Origin of the sequence: Klebsiella sp. BIGb0399 (genome assembly GCF_003752615.1) — a bacterium.
Lineage (GTDB): Bacteria > Pseudomonadota > Gammaproteobacteria > Enterobacterales > Enterobacteriaceae > Klebsiella > Klebsiella lignicola.
The window spans coordinates 123,689-136,178 of record NZ_RKHT01000007.1; the positions used below are offsets into that span (position 1 = coordinate 123,689).

Annotated in this window: 12 protein-coding genes and 1 other RNA gene; 7 read left to right on the forward strand and 6 right to left on the reverse strand. The window is 54.7% G+C overall.

The features are described from left to right. Positions 1–21: 21 nt before the first annotated feature. Complete coding sequence (garD, locus tag EDF82_RS15170; RefSeq protein WP_123756364.1) at positions 22–1,593, reverse strand: galactarate dehydratase; 1,572 nt, start codon at positions 1,591–1,593, stop codon at positions 22–24. 395 nt (positions 1,594–1,988) lie between these two features. On the opposite strand from garD, the gene garP reads away from it, so the two are divergent. From garP to mscS, 6 genes are all read left to right on the forward strand, one after another. Further along, entirely contained in the window at positions 1,989–3,323 is a 1,335-nt protein-coding gene (garP, locus tag EDF82_RS15175; RefSeq protein WP_123756365.1) for a galactarate/glucarate/glycerate transporter GarP, read from the forward strand. 28 nt (positions 3,324–3,351) lie between these two features. Further along, on the forward strand, positions 3,352–4,122 hold the full coding sequence (garL, locus tag EDF82_RS15180) for a 2-dehydro-3-deoxyglucarate aldolase (protein WP_123756366.1): 771 nt from the start codon (positions 3,352–3,354) through the stop codon (positions 4,120–4,122). Beyond that, positions 4,106–5,041, forward strand: a complete 936-nt coding sequence (gene garR / locus EDF82_RS15185; RefSeq protein WP_227540140.1) for a 2-hydroxy-3-oxopropionate reductase — start codon at positions 4,106–4,108, stop codon at positions 5,039–5,041. Before garL ends, garR begins: the two co-directional genes overlap by 17 nt. Before the next feature lie 65 nt (positions 5,042–5,106). Further along, on the forward strand, positions 5,107–6,252 hold the full coding sequence (gene garK, locus EDF82_RS15190; RefSeq protein ID WP_123756368.1) for a glycerate 2-kinase: 1,146 nt from the start codon (positions 5,107–5,109) through the stop codon (positions 6,250–6,252). A 32-nt stretch (positions 6,253–6,284) separates the two neighbouring features. Further along, positions 6,285–6,663, forward strand: an RNA gene (gene rnpB / locus EDF82_RS15195) — RNase P RNA component class A. A 769-nt stretch (positions 6,664–7,432) separates the two neighbouring features. Beyond that, positions 7,433–8,305: a small-conductance mechanosensitive channel MscS gene (mscS, locus tag EDF82_RS15200; protein WP_123756369.1), complete on the forward strand. Its 873-nt coding sequence runs from the start codon at positions 7,433–7,435 to the stop codon at positions 8,303–8,305. Positions 8,306–8,349: 44 nt separating this feature from the next. Here mscS and EDF82_RS25230 read toward each other — a convergent pair whose 3' ends face one another. Together EDF82_RS25230 and EDF82_RS15205 are read right to left on the reverse strand one after the other, a co-directional pair. Beyond that, the gene (locus EDF82_RS25230; RefSeq protein WP_158613270.1) at positions 8,350–8,517 is read right to left on the reverse strand and encodes a hypothetical protein; all 168 of its coding nucleotides are present in this window, start codon (positions 8,515–8,517) and stop codon (positions 8,350–8,352) included. A gap of 24 nt (positions 8,518–8,541) precedes the next feature. Continuing rightward, positions 8,542–9,243, reverse strand: a complete 702-nt coding sequence (locus EDF82_RS15205) for a pirin family protein (RefSeq protein ID WP_123756370.1) — start codon at positions 9,241–9,243, stop codon at positions 8,542–8,544. A 104-nt stretch (positions 9,244–9,347) separates the two neighbouring features. Here EDF82_RS15205 and EDF82_RS15210 point away from each other — a divergent pair, with 104 nt between their 5' ends. After that, positions 9,348–10,244: a LysR family transcriptional regulator gene (locus tag EDF82_RS15210; protein WP_123756371.1), complete on the forward strand. Its 897-nt coding sequence runs from the start codon at positions 9,348–9,350 to the stop codon at positions 10,242–10,244. A 38-nt stretch (positions 10,245–10,282) separates the two neighbouring features. Here EDF82_RS15210 and EDF82_RS15215 read toward each other — a convergent pair whose 3' ends face one another. The 3 genes from EDF82_RS15215 to EDF82_RS15225 all read right to left on the reverse strand — a co-directional run bounded on the left by EDF82_RS15215 (position 10,283) and on the right by EDF82_RS15225 (position 12,372). Continuing rightward, a complete protein-coding gene (locus tag EDF82_RS15215) occupies positions 10,283–10,651 on the reverse strand; it encodes a DUF805 domain-containing protein (protein ID WP_123756372.1) in 369 nt (122 codons plus the stop codon). Between the two features lie 128 nt (positions 10,652–10,779). After that, complete coding sequence (locus EDF82_RS15220; protein WP_123756373.1) at positions 10,780–11,766, reverse strand: glutathione S-transferase family protein; 987 nt, start codon at positions 11,764–11,766, stop codon at positions 10,780–10,782. Between the two features lie 213 nt (positions 11,767–11,979). Next, the gene (locus tag EDF82_RS15225) at positions 11,980–12,372 is read right to left on the reverse strand and encodes a DoxX family protein (protein WP_004867955.1); all 393 of its coding nucleotides are present in this window, start codon (positions 12,370–12,372) and stop codon (positions 11,980–11,982) included. Positions 12,373–12,490 lie beyond the last annotated feature (118 nt).

Sequence of the window (12,490 nt, forward strand, 5' to 3'; positions counted from 1 at the left end):
GGGAGAGAGGCTTTCAGTTAATCAGGTCACCGGCGCCGGGTTAAACACCGCCAGCTGATTATGCAGGCCCCAGCGGTCAGAGAAGGTCTTCTTGCGACCGCTCGCCACATCAAGAATAAACTCAAACAGCTTCAGGCCGACATCTTCGATGGTCTCTTCGCCGGTGGCGATGGTCCCGGCGTTGATGTCCATTAAGTCATACCAGCGGTTTGCCAGCTCGGTGCGGGTCGCCATCTTAATGACCGGTACCGCCACCAGACCGTATGGTGTGCCGCGCCCGGTGGTAAACACCTGCACGGTAATTCCCGATGCCACCTGCTGGGTGCCGCAGACAAAATCGCTGGCCGGGGTGGCGGCGAAGATCAGGCCGCGTTTCGTCGGGCGCTGGCCCGGAGACAACACTTCCGCAATCGCGCTTTTACCCGATTTGGCGATAGAGCCCAGCGCTTTTTCCACCACGTTCGCCAGACCGCCTTTTTTATTGCCCGGAGAAGGGTTGGCGCTGCGGTCGGTTTTCCCCTGGTCGAGGTAGTTATCGTACCAGGCCATCTCTTCGAGCAGACGCTTGCCGACCTCTTCGTTGATCGCCCTCGGCGTCAGCAGATGAATGGCGTCGCGAACTTCGGTGACTTCAGAGAACATGACGGTTGCGCCGCAGCGAACCAACAGATCGGAGGCATAGCCTACGGCCGGGTTGGCGGTCACGCCGGAGAAGGCATCGCTGCCGCCACACTGCATGCCGACCACCAGTTCAGAAGCCGGACAGGTTTCGCGCTGACGGGCGTTCAGTTTCGCCAGATGACGCTCGGCGACCTGCAGGATATCTTCCACCATCGATTCAAAACCGACGTGATGCTCGTCCTGTAAGCGCACGATGCTGGCGCTGTCGACGGCAATCGGTTGAACATCCTCGGTTCCTTGCAGCAGACGTTCTGGCTGGAGTTTTTCACAGCCCAGACCCACCACCATCACTTCGCCGCCAAAGTTTGGGTTCAGCGAAATATTATGGATGGTGCGGATAGGGATCACCGCGGCGGGGGCGTTAATCGCGACGCCGCAGCCATACAGGTGGTTAAGGCCAACCACGCCATCGACATTCGGATATTTTGGCAGCAGATCACGTTCAATAATTTTCACGACATAATCCACAACCCCAGCTACGCAGTGAACGCTGGTGGTGATCCCCAGCAGGTTCTTGGTGCCGACGCTGCCATCCGCATTGCGGTACCCCTCGAAGGTGTAGCCGGTAAGCGGCGGAAGGGGCTCCGGCACTCTTGTTGCCAGTGGTAGCGTGTTTAATGGCGGCGCGCTCGGGAGCTCAACCATGGATTCGTCAATCCAGCTGCCGCGTGCGATATCGCGTACGGCGTAACCGATCACCTCGCCGTAGCGGATGATTTCGCCGTGTGCGGGAATATCGACCAGCGCCACTTTGTGACCTTGCGGGATATGCTCGATCAACGTCAGCCCATCAGGGAAACGCGTTCCGGCCGTTAAACCTCGATCGTTAACAATAATCGCCACATTATCGGTATCGTGTACTTTTATATAAAACGCCGTCGGCGATTCTTGTCTAATTTCAATGTCAGCCATTGTCCAGTATTCTCCAGCAAGGTGCGAATAATTAAATAGAGCGGTTATTCAAAGGGTGCCACTGTGATTTGTTAAATAAAGAATGTCAGGTGTTCAGGATTTAAAATGTGATCTAAATCACTCATTGTGGCGAGAGCCAACCCGACAACAAGGGAAAACGCCGGAACTGTGCATCAGCGCCCATTTGTTATTGCACTTGCACAGTAATAACTGGTTTTTATCGTTGTTTATGGGTTATATGCACAGTGTTCAATGAGCACCGGCTGATTATACTGAATCATGCTTGCAATGCACCGGATGAGTAAATCGAGGAAGTTTAATATCGATTTCTGAATAATTAAAAAACCACACCAAAAATAAATAATGGTAGGTGTGCTGTACCTGAGGAATATTAAATGAGTCTGGATGCAACGATAGAACAAAGAAAAGGTATACCAACCCGGTATTTAATTCTACTTATTATATTTATTGTTACCGCCGTTAACTATGCCGACCGTGCAACATTATCTATTGCCGGGACGGAAGTGGCGAAAGAGCTGCAGCTCAGCGCCGTCTCAATGGGCTATATTTTCTCCGCTTTTGGCTGGGCCTACCTGCTGATGCAGATCCCCGGTGGCTGGCTGCTGGATAAATTCGGCTCGAAGAAAGTCTACACCTACAGCCTGTTCTTCTGGTCACTGTTCACCTTCCTGCAGGGCTTTGTGGATATGTTCCCGCTGGCCTGGGCGGGTATCTCCATGTTTATCATGCGTTTTATGCTGGGCTTCTCGGAAGCGCCTTCCTTCCCGGCAAACGCCCGTATCGTAGCGGCCTGGTTCCCGACCAAAGAACGCGGCACCGCTTCGGCTATCTTTAACTCCGCGCAGTACTTTTCCCTCGCGCTGTTCTCACCGCTGCTGGGCTGGCTGACGTTTGCCTGGGGCTGGGAGCATGTCTTTACCGTGATGGGCGCTATCGGCTTCGTACTGACCGGTCTGTGGGTCAAGCTGATCCATAACCCGACCGACCACCCGCGTATGAGTAAAGAAGAGCTGAAGTTCATCTCCGACAACGGCGCAGTGGTCGATATGGACCATAAAAAGCCGGGCAGCGCGGCGGCCAGCGGTCCTAAACTTCACTATATCAAGCAGCTGTTGAGCAACCGCATGATGCTGGGCGTGTTCTTCGGCCAATATTTTATCAACACCATCACCTGGTTCTTCCTCACCTGGTTCCCGATTTACCTGGTGCAGGAAAAAGGGATGTCGATTCTGAAAGTGGGCCTGGTGGCCTCAATCCCGGCGCTGTGTGGTTTTGCCGGGGGCGTACTGGGTGGCGTGTTCTCTGACGCTTTGATTAAACGCGGTTTTTCTCTCACCGTGGCGCGTAAATTGCCGATTGTTCTCGGCATGCTGCTGGCCTCAACCATTATTCTGTGTAACTACACCGATAACACCGCGCTGGTCGTGACGTTAATGGCGCTGGCGTTCTTTGGTAAAGGGTTTGGCGCACTCGGCTGGCCGGTGATTTCGGATACCGCGCCAAAAGAGATCGTCGGTCTGTGCGGTGGGGTCTTCAACGTCTTCGGCAACGTTGCCTCCATTGTGACCCCGCTGGTTATCGGTTACCTGGTGAGCGAGCTGCACTCATTCAACGCTGCGCTGGTCTTCGTCGGCTGTTCGGCTCTGATGGCGATGGTTTGCTATCTGTTTATTGTCGGCGACATCAAGCGTATGGAACTGCAGAAATAATTAACGGTTAAGTGACAAGGTATAAGCGATGAACAACGATATCTTCCCGAACAAATTTAAGGCTGCTCTGGCGGCACATCAGATTCAGATTGGCTGCTGGTCGGCGCTGACCAGCCCGATTAGCACCGAAGTGTTAGGCCTGGCCGGTTTCGATTGGCTGGTGCTGGACGGTGAACATGCGCCGAACGACATCTCAACCTTTATCCCTCAGCTGATGGCGCTGAAAGGCAGCACCAGCGCGCCAGTGGTGCGTGTACCGACCAACGAGCCGGTCAATATTAAGCGCCTGCTGGATATCGGTTTCTATAACTTCCTGATCCCGTTCGTTGAGAGCAAAGAAGAGGCGGTCAATGCGGTGGCTTCCACCCGCTATCCGCCAGAAGGCATCCGCGGCGTGTCCGTGTCGCACCGCGCCAATATGTTTGGCACCGTGCCGGATTACTTCGCGCAATCGAACAAAAACATCACCATCCTGGTGCAAATCGAGAGCCAGCAAGGGGTGGATAACGTGGATGCGATTGCCGCCACCGACGGCGTCGACGGTATTTTTGTCGGCCCAAGCGATCTGGCTGCTGCCTTAGGTCATCTGGGCAACGCGTCGCATCCGGAAGTGCAGAAAGCTATCCAGCACATCTTCGCCAGTGCGAAAAAGCACGGTAAGCCTGGCGGGATTCTGGCACCGGTAGAGGCGGATGCACGCCGTTATCTGGAGTGGGGCGCAACATTTGTGGCCGTCGGCAGCGACCTTGGCGTATTCCGCTCGGCGACGCAGAAATTAGCTGATTCCTTTAAAAAATAATCACCATCGATACGAGAGAGATAACGTTATGACAATGAAAGTTGGTTTTATTGGCCTGGGCATCATGGGTAAACCAATGAGTAAAAACCTCCTGAAGGCGGGTTACTCGTTGGTGGTTACCGACCGCAATATGGAAGCGATTGCCGACGTGATTGCTGCAGGTGCTGAAACCGCCACCTCGGCGAAGGCGATTGCTGAACAGTGTGACGTGATCATCACCATGCTGCCGAACTCACCGCACGTCAAAGAGGTGGCGCTGGGTGAAGGCGGCATTATCGAAGGCGCGAAGCCGGGTACGGTGCTGATCGACATGAGCTCAATTGCTCCGCTGGCAAGTCGCGAAATCAGCGATGCCCTGAAGGCCAAAGGCGTGGATATGCTCGATGCGCCGGTCAGCGGCGGTGAACCGAAGGCCATCGACGGCACCTTGTCAGTGATGGTGGGCGGCGATAAAGCGATTTTTGACAAGTATTACGACCTGCTGAAAGCCATGGCGGGCTCCGTGGTGCACACCGGCGATATTGGCGCGGGCAACGTGACCAAGCTGGCCAATCAGGTGATTGTGGCGCTGAACATTGCCGCGATGTCTGAAGCACTGACCCTGGCGACGAAAGCCGGCGTTAACCCGGACCTGGTGTATCAGGCCATTCGCGGCGGCCTGGCCGGCAGCACCGTGCTGGATGCCAAAGCGCCGATGGTGATGGATCGCAACTTCAAACCGGGTTTCCGTATCGATCTGCATATCAAAGATCTGGCGAATGCGCTGGATACCTCCCATGGGGTGGGCGCACAGCTGCCGCTGACCGCGGCGGTGATGGAGATGATGCAGGCGCTGCGTGCCGACGGTCTGGGTACCGCCGACCATAGCGCACTTGCGTGCTACTACGAAAAACTGGCGAAAGTGGAAGTCACTCGCTAACAAGAAGGGCGCGGGCGCGCGCCCTGTAATTCTTGCCTTGCGCGGCACTGTCAGGCTACATAACTATGAAAATCGTAATCGCCCCAGACTCTTATAAAGAAAGCCTCTCGGCGACTGAGGTTGCACAGGCTATTGAAAAAGGTTTTCGGGAAATTTTCCCCGATGCGCAGTACGTGAAGGTTCCTCTTGCCGACGGCGGCGAGGGTACCGTTGAAGCGATGATCGCCGCGACCCAGGGAACCGAGATGAGCGCCTGTGTGACGGGGCCATTAGGGGTTCCTGTTGATGCCTGCTGGGGGCTTTCCGGCGACGGTAACACGGCGTTTATTGAAATGGCGGCGGCCAGTGGCCTGGCGCTGGTGCCACCGGCGCAGCGCAATCCGTTATTGACGACGTCACGTGGTACCGGTGAACTGATTTTGCAGGCGCTGGATCACGGGGCGAAAAATATCATTATTGGCATTGGCGGTAGCGCGACTAATGACGGTGGCGCGGGGATGGTGCAGGCGCTGGGCGCGCGTCTGTGCGATGCCGAAGGTGCCGAAATTGGCCACGGCGGCGGCAGCCTGTGCCATCTCAATTCGATCGACGTTTCCGGGCTTGATGCCCGACTGCAGGAGTGCGCGATCCGCGTGGCCTGCGATGTGACCAACCCGCTGATCGGTGAGCGCGGTGCATCGCGGATATTTGGGCCACAGAAAGGGGCGACCGAAGCGATGATCCGCGAGCTGGACGATAATCTGGCGCATTACGCGCAGATCATTCAGGCCGACCTGCAGGTGGATGTGAAGCAGGTGGCGGGCGCCGGGGCCGCCGGTGGGATGGGCGCGGCGTTGATGGCGTTCCTGCATGCCGAATTACGCAGTGGGATCGAGATAGTGACCCAGGCGTTGAATCTGGAAGAGCATATCCTCGATTGTTCACTGGTGGTGACCGGCGAAGGCCGGCTGGATAGCCAGAGTATTAATGGCAAGGTGCCGGTTGGCGTGGCGAGCGTCGCGAAAAAATACCATAAGCCGGTGATTGGTATTGCTGGCAGCCTGACCAGCGATGTGGGCATCGTTCACCAGCATGGTATTGATGCGGTGTTCAGCGTGCTGACCGGTATAACGACGCTGGAAGAGGCATTTCGCGGTGCGTCGGACAATATTTACCATGCGTCGCGGAATATTGCGGCGACATTGCAGGTGGGGATGGCGACGGAGGGATGACAACCGGGTGCAAACCTTCTATACTGCGCGCCGAAGCTGACCAGACAGTCGCCGCTTCGTCGTCGTCCTCTTCGGAGGAGACAGGCGGAGGGGAGGAAAGTCCGGGCTCCATAGGGCAGGGTGCCAGGTAACGCCTGGGGGGCGCAAGCCCACGACCAGTGCAACAGAGAGCAAACCGCCGATGGCCCACGCAAGTGGGATCAGGTAAGGGTGAAAGGGTGCGGTAAGAGCGCACCGCGCGTCTGGTAACAGTTCGCGGCACGGTAAACTCCACCCGGAGCAAGGCCAAATAGGGGTTCATAAGGTACGGCCCGTACTGAACCCGGGTAGGCTGCTTGAGCCAGTGAGCGATTGCTGGCCTAGATGAATGACTGTCCACGACAGAACCCGGCTTAACGGTCAGCTTCACCATTCAAAGAAAACCCCGCCTCGGCGGGGTTTTTGCTTTCTGAACAGCGGGAAAGATGAATGACTGTCCACGACGCTATACCCAAAAGCAAGCGGCTTAACGGTCAGCTTCACCATTCAAAGAAAACCCCGCTTCGGCGGGGTTTTTGCTTTCTGAACAGCGGGAAAGATGAATGACTGTCCACGACGCTATACCCAAAAGAAAGCGGCTTAACGGTCAGCTTCACCATTCAAAGAAAACCCCGCCTCGGCGGGGTTTTTGCTTTCTGATGTCAGGTAAACGATGTCAGGTGGATAAAAGCAGAGGAATGACTGTCCACGACGCTATACCCAAAAGCAAGCGGCTTAACGGCCAGCTTCACCATTCAAAGAAAACCCCGCCTCGGCGGGGTTTTTGCTTTCTGAACAGCGGGAAAGATGAATGACTGTCCACGACGCTATACCCAAAAGCAAGCGGCTTAACGGTCAGTTTCACCATTCAAAGAAAATCCCGCCTCGGCGGGGTTTTTGCTTTAACGGACACATGCAACCATTCACACTAAATCGCTCCGGCTGCTTTTTTTATATTTCCCAAATATTCACCCGCACCAGCCAATGTATAAATTTAAACGTTTTTTTGGCTGTGTTTGACGGAACTCTCGGCGATACTGTCAGAATAAGTGTTGGTCTGTTCTATCCGTTGTGCGCAATGATTTCTGGGATGAATTCTGCCGTATTACCGGTTAATGGATAGTATTTTTATTCTTTGCTGCCCGGCAGGAGCGTGGATGATATGAAAAATTTTGTTTTATTTCCACAAGTAAAATTTGCCATAGAATGGTTGAAAGGTCATGGCGATACTATTTTTCAATTCGGCTGGAATATTGCTGCGGCAATAATACTGCTGTTTGTCGGGAAGATAATATCGAAACTATTATCCAAGGCTATTGAAAAAATTCTGGTGCGGCGAAATGTCGACGCCACGGTGGTGCATTTCTTTGCGGCAATTGTTCGTTATATCACCATGGCATTTGCGATCGTGGCGGCCCTGGGGCGGGTCGGGATTGAAACCTCATCCATCATCGCCGTCATTGGTGCCGCTGGCTTAGCGATTGGCCTGGCGCTGCAGGGTTCACTCTCAAACTTTGCCGCCGGCGTGCTGCTGGTGACGCTGCGTCCTTTCCGTGCCGGTAATTTTGTTGAAGTAGGCGCCGTCTCCGGGGTCGTACAAACGGTGCATGTCTTCTCGACAACCTTGTTGACGGTAGATAACAAAGAAGTGGTGATTCCCAACGGAAAAATTATTGCCGACAGTATCGTCAACTATTCACGTCACCCGTGGCGGCGTATCGATCTGCTATTAGGCGTGGCTTACCAAAGCCGTATCAGTGAAGTGAAAACGGTTATTCAGGATATTATTGATAATGAACGGCGAATCGATAAATCCCGCGGCACCACGGTACGGCTTATTGAGCTTGGACCGTCAACGCTGAATTTCACCGTGCGCGTGTGGGTGAAAAACAGTGAATACTGGGATACCTATTTCGACTTGCTGGAAAATATTAAAGACTCGTTAGATGAGCACCAGATCCTGTTGCCAGGGCCACGCATGGACGTGCGTTTGATGAGTCCGGCGGGGAATCCACTGATCCAGCCCCACGGCTAGACCTGGCGACACAATCGGCCCCTTCTGGGGCCGAATCTAGTGTATCAGGCGGCGTTTTCTTCATCCTGAAGCCGCGTGGCGGCTTCTGCAACGATAGCTTCCAGCTCACTGAGCATCTCGTCATAGCCAAAACTGGCGACCTTCGGTACGTCTTGCTGCAGAGGTTGAGACGACGGTACGGCTTTTACGGCTTTCTTCTTATGCTTACTCACTGACAGACTCCATCACTCCTGTAATTACACTGGTAAATCTATCAGTAAAGCGCGTAAAGGCGTATCGGCAACAAGGGTAATGTTAGCTTCGTCACGAATAAATGCGCCGTCTCCACAGGTCAACGCCTGCTTCTCTTCTTCACGAGCAACGGCATGCACCGTGCCATGAATCGATTGCAGATAGGCACGCGGCCCGTGCAACTGCACATTGATGTGTTCGCCGGCGGCAAGATCGAGCTGGTGGATCCACACCTGCTGACGAAGCTGCAAACTGTTCTGCGCGCCGTCCGGGGACGCGAGCAGCTGATACGGGGCATCGGCGATGGCCAGCTTTTGTATTAGCGGATTTTCGCGCTGCGGGCAGGCATCCAGCCAGAGCTGCATCCGGGTCAGCGACCCCTCTTTACTCAGGTTATGCTCGCTGTAGCTGATCCCTGGCTGCGTCGATATCAGCAGCGCTTCACCGGCCTTTGCCTGCACATGGTTGCCGTCACTGTCGCGATACTCCGCTTCCCCTTCCAGAATCAGGTTCAGAATATCGACTTTCGGGTAGGTCCGCGGCTGAAACGACGCGCCGGGGGCCAGAACTTCCTGGTTGAGCACGCGCAGGGAGGCGTATCCTAACAGTTTAGGGTCAAAGTAGTGTCCAAAGGAAAAGGTGTAGCGGGCCTGCAGCCAGCCGAAATCTGCTTGTCCACATTGTTTGGCTGTTCGGGTAGTAATCATTTTCTTGACCTCTCTTTACACTAAATCAATGGTAAAGGTATGGACGCTGTATTGTTAGCCAGATATTCTGCCTGGTATGTTCAAATTTCCTGAATGAGAGTCTTATGGCTAAAGAGAGAGCATTAACGCTGGAAGCGTTACGTGTAATGGACGCTATCGACAGGCGTGGGAGCTTTGCTGCTGCGGCTGACGAGCTCGGTCGGGTGCCCTCCGCCCTTAGCTACACGATGCAAAAGCTGGAAGAGGAACTGGATGTGGTGCTGTTTGACCGCTCAGGTCATCGGACAAAATTCACTAACGTTGGTCGCATGTTGCTGGAGCGTGGGCGAGTGCTGCTGGAAGCGGCAGATAAGCTCACCACCGATGCCGAAGCCCTCTCGCGCGGCTGGGAAACGCATCTGACCATCGTGACCGAAGCGCTGGTCCCGACGCAGGATTTCTTCCCGCTGATTGAAAAGCTGGCGACCAAATCCAATACCCAGCTGTCGGTGATAACCGAAGTGCTGGCCGGGGCATGGGAGCGGCTGGAGCAGGGGCGGGCGGATATCGTCGTGGCGCCGGATATGCATTTTCGCTCCTCGTCGGAGATTAACTCCCGCAAGCTCTATTCGGTGATGAACGTCTACGTTGCCGCGCCGGATCACCCGATCCATCAGGAGCCTGAGCCACTTTCTGAAGTCACGCGGGTTAAGTATCGCGGCGTTGCGGTGGCGGATACCGCCCGTGAACGTCCGGTGCTGACGGTGCAATTACTCGATAAACAGCCGCGTCTGACGGTGAGTACCATTGAAGATAAGCGGCAGGCGCTGTTGGCGGGTTTAGGCGTGGCGACGATGCCCTATCCGCTGGTTGAGCAGGACATTGCCGAAGGGCGCTTACGGGTAGTCAGCCCGGAATATACCAATGAGATCGACATTATCATGGCGTGGCGCCGCGATAGCATGGGCGAAGCGAAATCATGGTGTCTGCGAGAGATCCCGAAGCTGTTTGCCAGGAAGTAAGTTGACGGTGCGCTCCTGCCGCAGAAGGAGCGCAGTCATTATAAGGATGACGTTTTAGGTTCCGGCCCGAAACGGTTCGCTCCCGGCGTGCCGTTCTGGCAGTTGAACACCAGGATAACCAGCCAGCCAATGACCGGGATCAGCATCAGCAATAGCCACCACGCTGAGCGATCGGTGTCGTGCAGACGGCGAAACTGCACCGCCCACCATGGCAGGAAGACCAGCACGCCATAAATCGTCGTCAGGATGCCTTCCCCACCCGCGCGCTGCCAGCCTAACATCTTGTCGATGATACCCAGGACAACGGTCAGAATGATGTTGACCAGAATAAACATCCAGTACTCTTTGCGCCGAGCGCGGCCACCAAATCCAATATAGTTTTTCAGTACTTTTAAATACCAGTCCATTTTTACGCCTCGATTAACGGTCAATCACTTGTTTTCTAAGCGATCGAAATAAGAATAGCCGTGAATGGAAGGCGGGTAAATATATTCACCAGATGAAATATCAGGCGCCGCAGCGGGCGCCTGAATGTTTAGCTGAAGAGCCGATCCCGGCCGTGCGGTTCGCTGAGATCCTGCGGCGGGCCGACGGAGATAATTCCGGTGGGGTTGATCGTTTTATGGCTGCGATAGTAGTGGTTGCGGATATGGGCAAAATTCACCGTCTCTGCGATGCCCGGCATCTGGTAGATATCGCGCAGGAAACCATACAGATTGGGGTAATCGCTGATGCGGTGTTTATCGCACTTAAAGTGGGTCACGTAGACCGGGTCGAAACGCACGAGGGTAGTCCACAGACGAATATCGGCTTCCGTGAGCTGATTACCGGTCAGGTAGCGGTGCTCGCCAAGGATCTTCTCCAGGCGATCGAGTGACTCAAATACCGCCGTTACTGCCTCATCGTACGCCTGCTGGCTGGTTGCGAATCCGGCTTTGTAGACCCCATTATTGACGTTGTCGTAGATCCAACCGTTCAGCTCATCGATGGTTTCACGCAGGGCTGGCGGGTAGTAATCGCCGGCTGTGGCCCCCAGCTCGTCGAAAGCGCCATTGAACATACGGATGATATCCGCCGATTCGTTGCTGACGATGGTGTTTTGCTTTTTATCCCACAATACCGGCACCGTCACGCGCCCGGTATAGTGCGGATCGGCGTGCAGATAGAGCTGATAGAGAAAGTCGTGTTGATACAGTGAATCGCCGGTCGCGTCGGGGAAATCGTGAGCGAAGGTCCAGCCGTTTTCCAGCATCAGGGGGTGAACTACCGAGACGGAAATAAACGGGTCCAGTCCTTTAAGCTTACGCATGATCAGCGTGCGGTGCGCCCACGGACAGGCAAGGGAAACGTACAGATGATAGCGGTCTTTTTCGGCAGCAAAACCACCGCTACCGGAGAGGCCTGGCGCGCCATCGGCGGTCAGCCAGTTGCGAAATGCCGACACCGAGCGCTTGAAACGTCCGCCGGTGGATGCGGTGTCATACCAGGTATCCTGCCAGACGCCATCGATTAATTGTCCCATTCTCTCCTCCTTCAGACTTCAGATAGCAAAAGCGAGGAGATGTCTCCTCGCTTTATTGTTCACTCAGTATATACCCTTCATCCTGCAAGTTGCCTGGGTGCCCAGTCACTGACTTCAGCAAGCTTCTGGGGATTATGAGCCTCATTGATGATGAGGCTCACCCTACGGCCTTGCCGCCTACAAGCAACTCGAATTATTTAGGGTATAGTGCGCTTACCACTTTTTATTCAGCACGCGGTCGATGCTGAATGCGCCTGGACCGGTGATAGCCAGCAGCAGGAAGCCGCCTGCAATTGTCAGGTTTTTCATGAACATCAGCGAGTTCACGCCTTCAGCAAAGTTGCTGTGGAACAGGAACGCGGTCAGCAGAGTAAAGCCTGCGGTGAACAGCGCGGTGGTACGGGTCAGGAAACCGAACAGGATTGCCAGACCGCCGCCGAACTCCAGAAGAATGGTTAACGGCAGCAGTGCGCCCGGTACGCCCATGGCTTCCATATACTGTTGCGTGCCCGCATAACCGGTAATTTTTCCCCACCCTGCGGTGATGAACAGGATTGGCATCAGAATACGCGCTACCAGTACACCAACATCTTCTAATTTTTTCATTTCTTACTCCAGTAAACCCAAAGGGCGGCGATTTTGTTTTTTAGTGCAATCCTGCGTAGTTACGCGGGCTTGCTGTCGATGGAGTGAATATTAGCGAGGCACTGGAGTAATTGTTAGC